This is a genomic window from Martinezella rhizogenes (genome assembly GCF_007002745.1).
Taxonomy (GTDB): Bacteria; Pseudomonadota; Alphaproteobacteria; order Rhizobiales; family Rhizobiaceae; genus Agrobacterium; species Agrobacterium cucumeris.
The window spans coordinates 36,630-51,505 of the sequence record NZ_SGNY01000006.1 but is presented as its reverse complement, the minus strand read 5'-3'; the positions used below and the strand labels follow the sequence as shown (position 1 = coordinate 51,505).

The 14,876-nt window shown below is 58.1% G+C and carries 15 protein-coding genes; 13 read left to right on the top strand and 2 right to left on the bottom strand.

Annotated elements, in window-relative coordinates:
• Window positions 1-72: 72 nt before the first annotated feature.
• The 5 genes from EXN68_RS17725 (at window position 73) to gyrB (ending at window position 5,401) form a co-directional block, all read left to right on the top strand.
• Window positions 73-771 (top strand): Tim44/TimA family putative adaptor protein, encoded by a 699-nt coding sequence (locus EXN68_RS17725; protein ID WP_142842128.1) that lies wholly within the window; start codon window positions 73-75, stop codon window positions 769-771.
• Window positions 768-1,880: a murein transglycosylase A gene (gene mltA / locus EXN68_RS17720; RefSeq protein WP_142842127.1), complete on the top strand. Its 1,113-nt coding sequence runs from the start codon at window positions 768-770 to the stop codon at window positions 1,878-1,880. Before EXN68_RS17725 ends, mltA begins: the two co-directional genes overlap by 4 nt.
• The gene (locus EXN68_RS17715) at window positions 1,877-2,446 is read left to right on the top strand and encodes a Smr/MutS family protein (protein WP_142842126.1); all 570 of its coding nucleotides are present in this window, start codon (window positions 1,877-1,879) and stop codon (window positions 2,444-2,446) included. Before mltA ends, EXN68_RS17715 begins: the two co-directional genes overlap by 4 nt.
• Window positions 2,443-2,808 (top strand): helix-turn-helix domain-containing protein, encoded by a 366-nt coding sequence (locus EXN68_RS17710; protein WP_046799712.1) that lies wholly within the window; start codon window positions 2,443-2,445, stop codon window positions 2,806-2,808. Before EXN68_RS17715 ends, EXN68_RS17710 begins: the two co-directional genes overlap by 4 nt.
• A gap of 157 nt (window positions 2,809-2,965) precedes the next feature.
• Complete coding sequence (gyrB, locus tag EXN68_RS17705) at window positions 2,966-5,401, top strand: DNA topoisomerase (ATP-hydrolyzing) subunit B (protein ID WP_142842125.1); 2,436 nt, start codon at window positions 2,966-2,968, stop codon at window positions 5,399-5,401.
• Between the two features lie 103 nt (window positions 5,402-5,504).
• Here the strand turns inward: gyrB and EXN68_RS17700 are convergent, their stop codons facing one another.
• Complete coding sequence (locus EXN68_RS17700) at window positions 5,505-6,107, bottom strand: nitroreductase family protein (protein ID WP_142842124.1); 603 nt, start codon at window positions 6,105-6,107, stop codon at window positions 5,505-5,507.
• Window positions 6,108-6,235: 128 nt separating this feature from the next.
• Here EXN68_RS17700 and EXN68_RS17695 point away from each other — a divergent pair, with 128 nt between their 5' ends.
• From EXN68_RS17695 to EXN68_RS17660, 8 genes are all read left to right on the top strand, one after another.
• On the top strand, window positions 6,236-7,078 hold the full coding sequence (locus EXN68_RS17695) for a fumarylacetoacetate hydrolase family protein (protein ID WP_142842123.1): 843 nt from the start codon (window positions 6,236-6,238) through the stop codon (window positions 7,076-7,078).
• Between the two features lie 126 nt (window positions 7,079-7,204).
• On the top strand, window positions 7,205-8,437 hold the full coding sequence (locus EXN68_RS17690; protein ID WP_142842122.1) for a polyhydroxyalkanoate depolymerase: 1,233 nt from the start codon (window positions 7,205-7,207) through the stop codon (window positions 8,435-8,437).
• A 69-nt stretch (window positions 8,438-8,506) separates the two neighbouring features.
• The gene (locus EXN68_RS17685) at window positions 8,507-9,274 is read left to right on the top strand and encodes a M48 family metallopeptidase (protein ID WP_142842121.1); all 768 of its coding nucleotides are present in this window, start codon (window positions 8,507-8,509) and stop codon (window positions 9,272-9,274) included.
• 99 nt (window positions 9,275-9,373) lie between these two features.
• A complete protein-coding gene (locus EXN68_RS17680; RefSeq protein WP_142842120.1) occupies window positions 9,374-10,036 on the top strand; it encodes a phosphoribosylanthranilate isomerase in 663 nt (220 codons plus the stop codon).
• A 1-nt stretch (window position 10,037) separates the two neighbouring features.
• The gene (gene trpB, locus EXN68_RS17675; protein ID WP_142842119.1) at window positions 10,038-11,258 is read left to right on the top strand and encodes a tryptophan synthase subunit beta; all 1,221 of its coding nucleotides are present in this window, start codon (window positions 10,038-10,040) and stop codon (window positions 11,256-11,258) included.
• A gap of 4 nt (window positions 11,259-11,262) precedes the next feature.
• Window positions 11,263-12,102, top strand: coding sequence for a tryptophan synthase subunit alpha (trpA, locus tag EXN68_RS17670; protein WP_142842118.1), 840 nt, complete (start codon window positions 11,263-11,265; stop codon window positions 12,100-12,102).
• A 26-nt stretch (window positions 12,103-12,128) separates the two neighbouring features.
• Window positions 12,129-13,025: an acetyl-CoA carboxylase, carboxyltransferase subunit beta gene (accD, locus tag EXN68_RS17665; protein WP_142842117.1), complete on the top strand. Its 897-nt coding sequence runs from the start codon at window positions 12,129-12,131 to the stop codon at window positions 13,023-13,025.
• Window positions 13,026-13,111: 86 nt separating this feature from the next.
• The gene (locus tag EXN68_RS17660) at window positions 13,112-14,491 is read left to right on the top strand and encodes a bifunctional folylpolyglutamate synthase/dihydrofolate synthase (RefSeq protein WP_193559533.1); all 1,380 of its coding nucleotides are present in this window, start codon (window positions 13,112-13,114) and stop codon (window positions 14,489-14,491) included.
• Window positions 14,492-14,537: 46 nt separating this feature from the next.
• Here EXN68_RS17660 and trxA read toward each other — a convergent pair whose 3' ends face one another.
• Window positions 14,538-14,858, bottom strand: a complete 321-nt coding sequence (gene trxA, locus EXN68_RS17655) for a thioredoxin (protein WP_142842115.1) — start codon at window positions 14,856-14,858, stop codon at window positions 14,538-14,540.
• Window positions 14,859-14,876: the final 18 nt, after the last annotated feature.

Genomic DNA, 14,876 nt, shown 5'->3' with positions numbered 1-14,876 from the left:
ATTTGAATGATGATAAGATGCAGACTATATGATGGTGTGGTTTTCGAATTTAAATGGCGGTTTTGGTAAAAGATGGGCTTTAGCGACTTTATCACATTGTTTTTTCTCGTTGCGGCGGTGCTGATATTCCTTCAGTTGCGCAGTGTTCTCGGCCGCCGGACGGGCAATGAGAAACCGCCATTCGATCCCTATAGCCCGCGCGATGTCGCCAAAGGCCCTGTAACGGATGATAACAAGGTCGTGACCCTGCCGAAACGCGGTGAGGCCGAGGATGAAAATCCCTTTGCCGAGGCGGATGCTCTGGCGCCGGTGGATTCTCCCTTGAATGCGTCCCTGCGCGAGGTGATGACCAAGGACCCGACGTTCCGGCCCAAGGAATTCCTGAACGGTGCTCGCATGGCCTATGAGATGATCGTCATGGGTTTTGCTGATGGCGACCGGAATACTCTCAAGAATCTCTTGTCGAAAGAGGTCTTCGAAGGCTTCGAGGCGGCGATCTCCGAACGCGAAAGCCGCGGTGAGGTCGTTAAATCCACTTTCGTGGGTATCGAGAAAGCCGATATCACCCAGGCCGGCATTCGCGATTCCGAGGTGCAGATCACGCTGAGGATCGTCAGCCAGCTGATTTCGGCAACCTATGACAAGGACGGCAAGCTGGTGGATGGCGACCCGGATGCGGTTGCAGAAGTGGACGATATCTGGACCTTCTCGCGTGACATGCGCTCGCGCGATCCGAACTGGAAGCTGATCGCCACCGAATCCGAGCAATGACCGCGCCCTTTTCGATCGAGGAAGTTGCTTTCCAGAACCTGCCCGGCTGGCAGGAAGACGATCCCGGCAAGCTTTTTCCGGTGATGCGGACGGTTCTGTCTCATCTCCGGAATGCGAAACCTTACAGGAGCGGTGCGCTGGGTCTGACCGCTGCTGAGCTGGTTTCTCTTCTGGAAGTGGCCAATGAGAAGGACGGAGCTAGTCCGGAACAGGCCCGCCGCTTCTTTGAGACAAATTGTGTACCCTTTAAAATTTCTCCACCTGGAGGAAAAAGCGGTTTTGTAACCGCCTTCTATGAACCCGAGCTGGAAGTCTCGTCCGTTCGTGATGATGTCTGGTGCCACCCAATCTATCGCAGACCGCCTGAGCTGGTGGATATAAACGACGACAATCGTCCCGCCGGTTTCGATCCGTCCTATGCTTTTGCAAAAGCGGAAGAGGACGGCATTTCCTATTTTCCCGATCGCCGGGCGATCGATGAGGGATATCTGGAGGGTAGGGGTCTTGAGATCGCCTGGGCGAAATCGAAAGTCGACCTGTTTTTCGTCCACGTTCAGGGTGCGGCCCGTCTGGTGTTTCCGGATGGTACGGTAAAACGCATCACTTATGCGGCCAAGGCCGGGCATCCGTTTTCACCGATCGGACGGCTGCTTCTGGATCGCGGTGAACTGGACCCGAAAACGATCTCGATGCAGACGATCCGCAAGTGGCTTGCCGACCACCCGGATGAGGTAAATGAGGTGCTGTGGCATAACCGCTCCTTCATTTTTTTCCGCGAGGCAGATGTCGTGGATGAGGACATGGGACCGATTGCCGCCGCCAAGGTGCCGCTGGTTGCCGGGCGGGCGCTGGCCGTGGACAGGCTTATCCATACTTTCGGTTTTCCCTTTTTTATCCATGCGCCAACCCTGACCCATCTGGATAATGGAAAACCCTTCGCCCGTCTGATGCTGGCGCTCGATACGGGCTCGGCTATCGTCGGCCCGGCGCGGGGCGATATTTTCACCGGCTCCGGTTTCGAGGCAGGAGAGCTTGCCGGAACGGTGCGTAATGAGGCCGATTTTTATATACTGTTGCCGCGCATTGCTGCGGAAAGGTATCGGCGATGAAAGGCAGTCGAAAGCTTGGCAAGGAAGAACGCATTCTGTGGGGCAAGGTCGCAAGAACCGCGCGACCTATCTCCGGCAGGCTGGAGGATTTGCTGGCTTTCGACGACATAGAAGAGGCCCCGACGGAGGCCATTATCCCGCAAACCGGCAGCAGCCCTTTTCCGCGCATGCTTGTGGAACCGGTCGACGTGCCGCCGGCAACTTTGGACAAGAAGCCGAAAATTCATCAGCCGATGGAAAAACCGGTCAAACGCAAACTAACCCGTGGCCGGTTGCCGCTGGAAGGGCGTATTGATCTGCACGGCATGTTTCAGAGCGAAGCCCATGCGGTGCTCTTGGATTTTCTATTGCGTGCGCATGAGCGGGGTCTAAGGCACGTGCTTGTCATAACCGGCAAGGGTCGCTCGATCGGCAGCGATGGCGCGCTGAAGAGAGCCGTGCCCATGTGGTTTTCCAAACCAGAATATCGCCACCTCATTTCGTCCTACGAGGACGCATCCGCCAATCATGGCGGCGACGGCGCCCTCTATGTGCGGCTGGCGCGCCGGCGGGGCGAAAAATCATGACGCCGTTTGCTGAGGCCGTGCGGCAGCTTCGCGAACGCAAGGGCGTGACGCAGAAGCAGATGGCGGCGGCAATCGGTGTGTCGCCCGCCTATCTCTCGGCGCTTGAGCATGGCAAACGCGGCAAGCCGAGCTTTGATCTGCTCCAGCGTATCGCCGGATATTTCAACATCATCTGGGACGAGGCTGAGGAATTGTTCTTTCTGGCCGGCTCGTCCGACCCCAAGGTGGTGATCGATACGGTCGGGCTTGCGCCGCAATATACGGCTTTCGCCAATCGCCTGGCGCGGGATATTCGCAAGCTGTCGCCGAGTGTGATAGAGGAACTGTCAGCGGTGCTGCAAAAAAGCCGTTCTTGCGATTGAAACCCCCTCTATCCCCTGCTTTATGCAGCATCCTGAAGCATGCGGCCTTTGGGATTGGGTGTAGAATTTCTATAGTCGCATGTCGGATTTGAGTGATTCGCTGGCTTCAGGCCTTCTCACTGGAAAACCTGGCCAGGAAACTTTGGAAAGAGTACTTATGACCGAAACATCGTCAAGCGAAGTCGGCGTGAACACGGAATACGGAGCCGATTCGATCAAGGTCCTCAAGGGTCTTGATGCCGTGCGCAAGCGGCCCGGCATGTATATCGGCGATACCGACGACGGTTCGGGCCTCCACCACATGGTCTACGAAGTGGTCGACAACGCCATCGACGAGGCGCTTGCCGGTCATGCCGATCTGGTGACGGTGACGCTGAACGCCGATGGATCGGTGACGGTGACGGATAACGGCCGCGGCATTCCAACCGATATCCACCCTTCTGAAGGTGTTTCCGCTGCCGAAGTCATCATGACCCAGCTGCATGCGGGCGGAAAGTTCGACCAGAATTCCTACAAGGTGTCCGGCGGTCTGCACGGCGTGGGCGTCTCGGTGGTCAATGCGCTGTCCGTCTGGTTGAAGCTCAGAATCCGCCGTAACGGCAAGCTGCACGAAATTGGCTTCACCCATGGTGTTGCCGATGCACCGCTTTCGGTGATTGGCGAATATGAAGGTCGCTCCGGCACGGAAGTTACCTTCCTTGCAAGCCCTGAAACCTTCACCATGACGGATTATGATTACGGAACGCTGGAACACCGCCTGCGTGAACTGGCGTTCCTGAACTCCGGTGTCCGCATCCTGCTTACCGACAAGCGCCATTCGGACGTCAAGCAGCAGGAATTGCTGTATGACGGCGGGCTTGAGGCCTTCGTCCGTTATCTGGACCGCGCCAAGAAATCGCTGGTGGACAAGCCTGTTGCCATTCATGGCGAGAAGGACGGTATTACCGTCGAGGTCGCGCTGTGGTGGAACGACAGCTACCACGAGAATGTGCTCTGCTTCACCAACAACATTCCCCAGCGCGATGGCGGCACCCATATGGCCGGTTTCCGCGCGGCGCTCACCCGTCAGGTCACCTCCTATGCCGATACGTCAGGCATCATGAAAAGAGAAAAGGTAAGCCTGCAGGGCGAGGACTGCCGCGAAGGCCTGACCGCCATTCTCTCGGTCAAGGTTCCTGACCCCAAGTTCTCCTCGCAGACGAAGGACAAGCTCGTTTCGTCGGAAGTGCGCCCGGTCGTGGAAAGCCTCGTCAACGAGGCACTCTCCACCTGGCTGGAAGAGCACCCATCGGAAGCGAAGATCCTCGTCGGCAAGGTCGTGGAAGCGGCCGTCGCCCGTGAAGCCGCCCGTAAGGCGCGCGAATTGACGCGTCGCAAGGGCGCGCTCGATATTGCTTCTCTGCCCGGCAAGCTTGCCGACTGCTCCGAGCGCGATCCGGCTAAATCCGAACTCTTCCTCGTCGAGGGCGACTCCGCCGGCGGTTCCGCCAAGCAGGGCCGCTCGCGTGAAACGCAGGCCATCCTGCCGCTTCGCGGTAAGATCCTCAACGTTGAACGCGCCCGTTTCGACAAGATGTTGTCCAGTCAGGAAATCGGCACGCTGATCACCGCGCTCGGCACGTCGATCGGCAAGGACGAATTTAACGCCGACAAGCTGCGTTACCACAAGATCATCATCATGACGGATGCTGACGTCGATGGCGCCCATATCCGTACCCTGCTGTTGACCTTCTTCTTCCGCCAGATGCCGGAACTGATCGAGCGCGGCCATCTCTATATTGCCCAGCCACCGCTCTATAAGGTGACACGCGGCAAATCGGTGCAGTACCTGAAGGATGAGAAGGCGCTGGAAGAATACCTCATTTCCATGGGTCTTGAGGAAGCATCGCTGACCCTCGGCACCGGTGAGGTTCGAGTCGGCGCCGATCTTCGCGAAGTCATTCTCGATGCGCTGCGCATGCGCTCGCTGATCGATGGTCTGCATTCCCGCTACAGCCGTTCAATCGTCGAACAGGCTGCCATTGCCGGTGCGCTTAATCCGGAGCTTTCGGCCGATGCGGCCCGTGCTCAGGAAACCGTTGCCGAAGTGGCCCGACGTCTGGACATGATTGCGGAAGAAACCGAGCGCGGCTGGTCCGGCACGGTGCTGGAGGATGGCGGTCTGCGCTTCGAGCGCATGGTGCGCGGCGTCAAGGAGGTCTCGACGCTGGATATGGGGCTGCTCGGTTCGGCCGATGCCCGCCATATCGATCAACTCACGGCCCGCACCCGGGAAATCTACGCCACGCCGCCGGTCCTGCAACGCAAGGACGGCACACTGGAACTGGCAGGACCGCGCGCCCTTCTGGATGCGATTTTCGCCGCCGGTCGCAAGGGTCTTTCCATGCAGCGTTATAAGGGTCTCGGCGAAATGAACGCCGAGCAGCTGTGGGAAACGACGCTCGACGCCAATGTCCGCTCGCTGCTGCAGGTCAAGGTCAACGATGCAACCGACGCCGACGGCCTGTTTGCCCGCCTGATGGGTGACGAGGTGGAACCGCGCCGCGACTTCATCCAGGAAAACGCGCTCAGCGTCGCCAACCTCGACATTTAATCCTGTGCAGCGTCTCGCGTAGCGATTCACGTGAAACGAAACTTTAACAAAAGGCCCGGCGATCAATAATCGCCGGGCCTTTTCTTCTCAGAATCGCCCGATATCAATCGGCCTTGCCGGTGAAGCGCCCCTCGAAAGCCACGTCCGCAAGCGGCAGGCGCTTGCTCGGCACCTCCCTTTCCGCCAGATCGTTCGGAAGGACGGAACTGTCGGTCAGCGTACCGATGGCGATCCCGGCTTCCACCTTGTAGCCTTCAGGAATACCCAGCGCTTCAACGATCCTGTCCTTCAGGATGCCGCCCATGCCATGGGCCTGATAACCCAGCAGATGCGCCTGCATCGCGAGTGAAAACCAGGCAGCGCCAGCGTCGAAAGAATGGGTCGCGGAAGGTTTTTTCTCGCCTTCGCGGGAAATATTGTAGCCCCGGGAAACCACGAACAGCAGCACTGAGGCATTTTTTGCCCAGCGCTGGTTTCCTTCCATCAGCAGCTCCACGAAGAGCGGCCAGTCTTCGCTGTCCTTGTGGGCATAGACAAATCGCCATGGCTGCAGGTTGGATGCCGAGGGCGCCCAGTGAGCCGCATCCAGAATGGTCAGCAGATGTTCCTGCGATATGGCGCTGCCATCAAAGGCGCGTGGAGACCAGCGGTCGAGGAAGAGGGGATCGACGGGATATTCGGATTGCCGGGAATTGCTGTTCGTCACGGGCCATGTCCTTTTGGTTGACGGGAAGGAAAAGGTATTTTTCGAAACTTGCCGCAGTCAAGGGGTGACAAGGATGAATGCATCGTTCATATATGCATCATCTTGTCTGACAACCGGGAGAGAGTTCCATGAAATTGATGCGCGTTGGCCAACCCGGCCAGGAAAAGCCTGCTATTCTCGACGCGGAAGGAAAAGTCCGCGATCTGTCCGCCCACGTGAAGGATATCGGCGGCGACGCCATCTCTCCCGAAGGCCTCAAGAAGATTGCTGCCATTGATCTTGCCACGCTGCCGGTTCTGAACGAAGAGCGCATCGGCGCCTGCGTTGCGGGAACCGGAAAGTTCATCTGCATCGGCCTTAATTTCTCCGACCATGCCGCCGAAACAGGTGCGACCGTACCGCCGGAGCCTGTCATTTTCATGAAGGCGACCTCGGCCATCGTCGGCCCGAATGATGACGTTACCATTCCGCGCGGCTCCGAAAAGACCGACTGGGAAGTCGAGCTTGGTGTCGTCATCGGCAAGACCGCGAAATATGTCTCCGAAGCTGATGCCCTCGATTATGTCGCTGGTTATTGCGTTTCCCACGATGTTTCCGAGCGCGCCTTCCAGACGGAGCGTGCCGGGCAGTGGACCAAGGGCAAGTCCTGCGACACCTTCGGCCCGATCGGCCCATGGCTGGTAACGAAGGACGAAGTTACGGATCCGCAGAACCTCGGCATGTGGCTGAAGGTGAATGGCCAGACCATGCAGGACGGCTCCAGCAAGACCATGGTTTATGGTGTTGCCCATGTGGTTTCCTATCTTAGCCAGTTCATGTCGCTGCATCCCGGCGATGTCATTTCCACCGGCACGCCTCCGGGCGTCGGCATGGGTCAGAAGCCGCCGCGTTATCTGAAGGCCGGTGATGTCGTGGAACTCGGCATCGAGGCCCTCGGTTCCCAGAAGCAGACTTTTGTCGCCGACATCTGATTGTTGCCGGGCATTCAACTGAAATTGAGGCGTCGGCGGGAAACTGTCGGCGCCTTCGATTTTGTGCACTTGCGAAAAGCTGCTATGGTCAAAAAAAGAGCTTGATCCGCGAGGGAGGCGTCATCAGTGTTCTACCATCTTTATGAAATGAACCATGCGGCCATGATGCCGCTGCGCGCCGGTGCCGATATGATGCGCCAGGCTTGCAATAATCCGCTGAACCCGCTTTCCAGCACTGCCTTCGGCCGTAGCCTTGATGCCGGTTTCGAGGTGTTCGAGCGACTGACCCGACGTTACGTCAAGCCCGAATTTGGTCTTGGCAGCACGATCGTTGATGGCCATAGCGTCACTGTGGCGGAAGAGATCGTATGGTCGCGTCCGTTCTGCAATCTCGTTCATTTCAGTAGAGAACTTGATGCGGCCCGTCAGTTCGATCCGAAGGTTCTGCTGGTGGCGCCGATGTCCGGTCACTACGCCACCCTGCTGCGCGGAACGGTAGAGGCCCTGTTACCTTCAGCGGATATCTACATCACCGATTGGACTGATGCCCGCACCGTGCCGGTGAGTGAGGGGACTTTCAATCTCGACGATTACATCAGCTATGTCATTGAGATGTTGCAACAGATCGGCCCGGGCGCGCATGTAGTCGCCGTGTGTCAGCCATCCGTGCCGGTGCTGGCCGCCGTTTCCCTGATGGAAGCGGATGGAGATCGTTTTGCGCCGGCATCCATGACGTTGATGGGCGGGCCAATCGATACGCGCATCAATCCCACCGCCGTCAATGGTCTGGCCAAAGCCAAGCCGATTGAATGGTTCCGCGACAACGTCGTCATGCAGGTGCCGTGGCCGCAGCCTGCCTTTGGCAGAAATGTCTATCCCGGCTTCCTGCAACTGTCCGGTTTCATGTCCATGAACCTCGACAAGCACATGACGGCGCACAAGGATTTTTACCTCAACCTCGTCAAGAATGACGGCGATTCCGCCGAAAAACATCGCGAATTTTACGATGAATATCTGGCAGTCATGGATTTGACGGCGGAATTTTATCTGCAGACGGTGGAAACCGTCTTCATTGACCATGCGCTTCCCAAGGGAAATATGCAGCACCGGGGCAGGGCGGTTGATCCCACCGCCATTCACAATGTCGCATTGTTCACCGTGGAAGGTGAGAATGACGATATCTCAGGCGTCGGCCAGACAAAGGCCGCCCATGATCTTTGCCGAAACATCCCAGATGAAAAACGCGCGCACTATATGCAACCCGATGTCGGCCACTACGGCGTGTTCAACGGTTCGCGGTTCCGCAAGGAAATTGTGCCGCGCATGATGGATTTCATCCGCAAACACCAGACCACATAGGGGTGAGACCGCAGGCGGTGCCGCGCATTTGCATGGCCAAACCGGCGGCGAATCGGCTATGAACAGCGCATGTTTTCGCTCTTCGGAAAATCCGTGAAATCGCCGGCAGCCAAAAAGGCCGCACCCAGCCAGCGCACTGTCGCCGTGGCGGGCAGACAGGTGCCGATCACGGTAAGGGAAAACCCACGTGCCACCCGCATTACCCTGCGTATTGAACCCGGTGGCCGGGCGCTGAAGCTGACGATCCCGATGGGACTCCACCACGGCCAGGTTGATGATTTTCTCGAAAGGCATCAAGGCTGGCTGGAAGGCAAGCTTCTGAAATTCAGCCCCGATGACGGTCTGCATCCCGGCGCGGCCATCGATATTCGCGGCATACCCCATCGCATAGAGCACACCGGCAGCCTGCGCGGCCTGACCCATGTTGCTGAAGACGCAGACGGCGCGGCCATTCTGAAAGTCAGCGGTGCGCCGGAACATCTGAGACGGCGGATCGCAACTTTCCTGAAAAAAGAAGCGAAGGCTGATCTGGAAAGGCTGGTTGCGGTCCATGCGACCGCGGCGGGCCGGCCGGTGCGGTCGATCAGCATGAAGGATACCCGCAGTCGCTGGGGCTCGTGCTCTCATGATGGAAATCTGAGTTTCTCCTGGCGCATCGTCATGGCCCCGGAAAAGGTCATCGATTATCTCGCCGCCCACGAGGTCGCTCATCTCAGGGAAATGAACCACGGCCCGAAATTCTGGGCTCTATGTGAAAAGCTTTGCCCGCACACAGAAGAAGCCAAGGGCTGGCTGAAGCGCCACGGCTCTAAACTGCACGCCATCGATTTCGATTGAAACTTGAGGTGCGGATCGCCATCTGGATTCACGTGAAACATTCCATAGACGAATGCGATTTGGCTCGACTCTCGTCGCATTTCATGTCAGGTCGCGGGTATGAAACCGGATATCAAGATTTGCGGATTGAAGACACCGGAAGCGCTGGAGCGCGCCGTCAGGCGCGGCGCGTCCCATGTCGGTTTTATCTTCTTTGAAAAAAGCCCGCGCAACATCGAGCCCGATATCGCAGGCAGGCTCGCGGATGACGTCCGTGGCGCCGCCAAGGTTGTCGCCGTCACCGTCAATGCTGATAATGATTATCTCGATGAGATCGTCGATCTCGTAAAACCGGATATCCTGCAATTGCACGGTAGCGAAAGCCCGGAGCGACTGCTGAACATCAAGGCGTTGTATGGCCTGCCTGTCATGAAGGCCATTTCCATTCGTGATGCCGCTGATCTTGCCAAAATCGACCCTTATATCGGTATAGCCGACCGTTTCCTGCTGGATGCCAAGGCACCCGCCGGTTCCGACCTGCCGGGCGGTAATGGTGTTTCCTTCGACTGGACCATCCTGCGCTCTCTTGACGGAAGTATTGATTACATGCTTTCCGGGGGGCTGAACAAGGACAATGTCGCGGAAGCCCTGGCGGAAACCAGGGCAAGCGGATTAGATTTATCGTCCGGCGTCGAAAGCGCACCGGGCGTCAAGGATCTGGCCATGATCGATGCATTTTTCGATGTGGTGAATGATTGGTCGAAAGGCCCAAAGGGAGCTTGAAGTGAACGACGCGCCAACACCCAATTCTTTCCGCGCTGGTCCCGATGAGGACGGCCGTTTTGGCATTTACGGAGGCCGCTTCGTTGCCGAAACGCTGATGCCGCTTATTCTGGATTTGCAGGCGGAGTGGGACAAGGCCAAGAACGATCCCGAATTTCAGGCGCAGCTGAAATATCTCGGCGCTCATTACACCGGTCGTCCGAGCCCGCTTTATTTCGCGGAGCGCCTGACGGCGGAACTCGGCGGCGCGAAGATTTATTTCAAGCGCGAAGAGCTGAACCACACCGGCTCGCACAAGATCAACAATTGCCTCGGCCAGATCCTGCTTGCCAAGCGCATGGGCAAGACCCGCATCATCGCCGAAACCGGTGCCGGCCAGCATGGTGTGGCCTCGGCCACCGTTGCCGCGCGTTTTGGCCTGCCTTGCGTGGTTTATATGGGCGCGACGGATGTGGCCCGCCAGGCCCCGAATGTTTTCCGCATGAAGCTTCTGGGCGCTGAAGTTAAGCCGGTAACGGCTGGCCACGGCACCTTGAAGGACGCCATGAACGAGGCGCTGCGCGACTGGGTCACCAATGTCGATGATACCTATTATCTGATCGGCACTGCTGCCGGCCCGCATCCCTATCCGGAAATGGTCCGTGATTTCCAGGCTGTCATCGGCGAAGAAGCCAAGGCGCAGATGCTGGAGGCGGAAGGCCGCCTGCCGGATCTGGTCGTGGCGGCTGTTGGCGGCGGCTCGAACGCCATCGGCATCTTCCATCCTTTCCTCGATGACAAGAATGTCCGCATCGTCGGCGTTGAAGCCGGTGGCAAGGGTCTTTCAGGCGACGAGCACTGTGCATCGATCACCGCCGGTTCGCCGGGTGTTCTGCATGGCAACCGCACCTATCTGCTGCAGGATGAGGATGGCCAGATCAAGGAAGGCCACTCCATTTCCGCCGGTCTCGATTATCCCGGCATCGGCCCTGAACATTCCTGGTTGAACGATATCGGCCGCGTCGAATATGTGCCGGTCATGGACCATGAAGCGCTGGACGCCTTCCAGATGCTGACCCGCCTCGAAGGCATCATTCCAGCACTGGAGCCGAGCCACGCATTGGCTGAGGTCATCAAGCGCGCACCGAAGATGGGCAAGGATGAGATCATCCTGATGAACCTTTCCGGTCGCGGCGACAAGGATGTCCACACCGTCAGCAAGTTCCTTGGAATGGATGTATAAGATCATGACTGCACGTATGGACAAGCGCTTCGCCGATCTGCGCGTTGAAAATCGCCCGGCCCTGATCACCTATTTCATGGGCGGCGACCCGGATTTTGAAACCTCGCTCGGCATCATGAAAGCGCTGCCGGAAGCGGGCGCCGATATCATCGAACTCGGCATGCCGTTTTCTGATCCGATGGCGGACGGCCCGGCTATCCAGCTGGCCGGACAGCGGGCGCTGAAGGGTGGCCAGACGCTGAAAACCACGCTCGATCTCGCGCGTGAATTCCGCAAGGGTGACGATGCGACCCCGATCGTGATGATGGGATATTACAATCCGATCTATATTTACGGTGTCGACCAGTTCCTGGAAGATGCGCTGGCAGCCGGCGTCGACGGTCTGATCGTGGTCGATCTGCCGCCGGAAATGGATGATGAGCTTTGCGTTCCGGCTCTTGAGCGGGGTGTGAATTTCATCCGCCTCGCGACCCCGACGACGGATGGCAAGCGTCTGCCTGCCGTTCTTAAAAATACCTCAGGTTTCGTTTATTATGTCTCGATGAACGGTATTACCGGTTCCGCGCTGCCCGATCCCTCGTTGATCTCAGGCGCGGTCGGTCGTATCAAGGCGCATACGGAACTGCCGGTCTGTGTCGGTTTTGGTGTCAAGACGGCCGATCACGCGAAAGCAATCGGCGCCGTGGCGGATGGTGTGGTGGTCGGTTCGGCCATCGTCAACCAGATTGCCGGCAGCCTGACCAAGGACGGGAAGGCGACCGCAGATACCGTGCCAGCCGTTACGACGCTGGTAAAGGGACTTTCAACGGGCGTGCGTGCGTCGCGCCTTGCCGTTGCGGAATAAGCGCGGCTCAGTCAAGGAGTAATTGATTGAACTGGATCACCAATTACGTTCGGCCCCGGATCAATTCCATGCTTGGCCGCCGTCCGGAGGTTCCGGAGAACCTGTGGATCAAATGCCCGGAAACGGGTGAGATGGTCTTCCATAAGGATCTCGAGGATAACAAGTGGGTTATCCCGGCCTCGGGCTATCACATGAAGATGCCGGCAAAGGCGCGTCTCGTCGATCTTTTCGATGGCGGTGTCTATGAGGCTCTGCCGCAGCCAAAGGTGGCGCAGGACCCATTGAAGTTCCGCGATTCCAAGAAATACACCGATCGCCTGCGTGACAGCCGCACGAAGACCGAGCAGGAAGACACGATCCTTGCTGGCGTCGGCCTCCTGAGAGGCCTGAAGATCGTTGCCGTCGTGCATGAATTCCAGTTCATGGGCGGCTCCTTGGGCATTGCCGCCGGCGAAGCCATCGTCAAGGCATTCGAGCGCGCCATTTCCGAGCGTTGCCCGCTCGTCATGTTCCCGGCCTCCGGCGGTGCCCGCATGCAGGAAGGCATTCTTTCGCTGATGCAGCTGCCGCGCACGACCGTTGCAGTGAACATGCTGAAAGAAGCCGGCATGCCCTATATCGTGGTTCTGACGAACCCGACGACCGGTGGCGTGACCGCTTCCTACGCTATGCTGGGCGATGTTCATATCGCCGAGCCGGGTGCGGAAATCTGCTTTGCCGGCAAGCGTGTGATCGAGCAGACCATTCGTGAAAAGTTGCCGGAAGGTTTCCAGACATCCGAGTATCTTCTGGAACACGGCATGGTGGACATGGTGATCGACCGTCGCGAAATCCCGGATACGCTGGCCAATCTGCTTAAGATCATGACCAAGGCGCCTGCTGACAACGCAAACGCTGTCGTACCGCTGGCCGCTTCGGCCTGAGCAAAAAAATATGTCGCCCGAAGGCCTGAACGGCCTTCGGGATGATGCTATACGTTGCATGATTTCATCTTTGGTGCGGCGGACAAATGGCAAGCAAAACGCCTGAAAGGCGAACAGAAGACATGACGAAGCCCGCGATTAGTGAGGCAGAGAAGATCATTGAAGAGCTGATGCAGCTCCACCCCAAGGGTTTTGATCTTTCACTCGACAGAATTTCCCGTCTTCTCGAAAAACTCGGCAATCCCCAGAAGAGGATGCCGCCCGTTATTCATGTGGCGGGCACCAACGGCAAGGGTTCGGTCACCGCCTTTTGTCGTGCTTTGCTGGAGGCCGCAGGCCTTTCCGTCCACGTCCATACCTCTCCGCATCTCGTAAACTGGCATGAACGCTATCGCATCGGCGTTCCCGGCGATAAGGGCCGGTATGTCGAGGACGAGGTCTTTGCGGATGCGCTTCGCCGTATTGAAGCTGCCAATGGCGGCCAGATGATAACGGTTTTCGAAATCCTGACCGCCGCGATGTTCGTGCTCTTTGCGGAACAGCCTGCCGATGCCGCCGTTGTCGAGGTTGGTCTCGGCGGGCGCTTTGATGCGACCAATGTAATCAACAATCCTGCCGTGTCGGTCATCATGCCGATCTCGCTGGACCACCAGGCCTATCTCGGCGACCGTGTGGAGCTGATCGCCGCCGAAAAGGCGGGCATCATGAAGCCCGGTTCCCCCGTTATCATCGGCCATCAGGAATATGATGCGGCTCTGGAAACTCTTGTTGCCACGGCCGAACGCCTGGGTTGCCCGGCATCGGTCTATGGTCAGGATTTTTCCGCCCATGAAGAATTCGGCCGCATGGTCTATCAGGATGAATATGGCCTGACCGATGCGCCGCTGCCGCGGCTTCCCGGCCGCCACCAGCTTGCTAATGCCGCCGCCGCGATCCGCGCCGTTAAGGCCGCCGGTTTCGAAGTGACGGAACGGATGATCGAAAAGGCCATGACCTCCGTAGAATGGCCCGGTCGTCTGCAACGCATTCAGACCGGCAAGATTGCCGAGATGGCTCCGAAGGATGCGGAAATCTGGGTCGATGGTGGTCACAACCCCGGCGCTGGCGAAGTGATTGCCGAGGCGATGGCCGGGTTTGAGGAAAAGACGCCCCGGCCGCTGTTCATCATCGCCGGCATGATCAATACCAAGGATCCCGTGGGCTATTTCAAGGCTTTCGCCGATATTGCCGAATATGTCTTCACCGTACCGATCGGTGGCACGGATGCGGCGATTGATCCTGTCGTGCTCGCCCATGCGGCCTTTGATGCCGGTCTGGTCGCGGCACCGACCTCATCGCTTACCGAGGCGCTGGACGAACTGTCCCGCCGCCTCGATCCGGAAGGACCACCGCCGCGCATCCTGATCGGCGGATCGCTTTATCTTGCCGGAAATGCCCTTGCATTGAACGGCACGGTCCCCCAATAAAAAAGCCCGGCAGTGATGCCGGGCTTTTTTCATTCCATAAAATGGCTTATGCGGCGCCGGAAATCCAGGCGGAAAGCGCTGTCTTGGGTGCAGCACCTACCTTGATATCGGCCACTTCGCCGCCCTTGAACATGGCGAGCGTCGGGATCGAGCGAACGCCGAACTTGGCGGCCAGTTCCGGGTTTTCGTCGATGTTGAGTTTCGCGACCTTGACCTTGCCGGCAAGCTCAGACGCGATTTCTTCAAGGCTCGGCGCGATCATCTTGCACGGGCCACACCATTCGGCCCAGAAGTCCACCACAACGGGTTCGGAGGATTCGAGGACTTCGGACTGGAAGTTGGCGGCGTCGACTTTTACGGTAGCCATATCTGGCTCTCCTTTCAG

Excerpts from the sequence above, each read along its gene's own strand:
- EXN68_RS17725 (WP_142842128.1), top strand. The coding sequence starts at position 73 with ATGGGCTTTAGCGACTTTATCACATTGTTTTTTCTCGTTGCGGCGGTG.
- mltA (WP_142842127.1), top strand. The coding sequence starts at position 768 with ATGACCGCGCCCTTTTCGATCGAGGAAGTTGCTTTCCAGAACCTGCCC.
- EXN68_RS17715 (WP_142842126.1), top strand. The coding sequence starts at position 1,877 with ATGAAAGGCAGTCGAAAGCTTGGCAAGGAAGAACGCATTCTGTGGGGC.
- EXN68_RS17710 (WP_046799712.1), top strand. The coding sequence starts at position 2,443 with ATGACGCCGTTTGCTGAGGCCGTGCGGCAGCTTCGCGAACGCAAGGGC.
- gyrB (WP_142842125.1), top strand. The coding sequence starts at position 2,966 with ATGACCGAAACATCGTCAAGCGAAGTCGGCGTGAACACGGAATACGGA.
- EXN68_RS17695 (WP_142842123.1), top strand. The coding sequence starts at position 6,236 with ATGAAATTGATGCGCGTTGGCCAACCCGGCCAGGAAAAGCCTGCTATT.
- EXN68_RS17685 (WP_142842121.1), top strand. The coding sequence starts at position 8,507 with ATGTTTTCGCTCTTCGGAAAATCCGTGAAATCGCCGGCAGCCAAAAAG.
- EXN68_RS17680 (WP_142842120.1), top strand. The coding sequence starts at position 9,374 with ATGAAACCGGATATCAAGATTTGCGGATTGAAGACACCGGAAGCGCTG.
- trpA (WP_142842118.1), top strand. The coding sequence starts at position 11,263 with ATGACTGCACGTATGGACAAGCGCTTCGCCGATCTGCGCGTTGAAAAT.
- EXN68_RS17660 (WP_193559533.1), top strand. The coding sequence starts at position 13,112 with ATGGCAAGCAAAACGCCTGAAAGGCGAACAGAAGACATGACGAAGCCC.
- trxA (WP_142842115.1), bottom strand. The coding sequence starts at position 14,858 with ATGGCTACCGTAAAAGTCGACGCCGCCAACTTCCAGTCCGAAGTCCTC.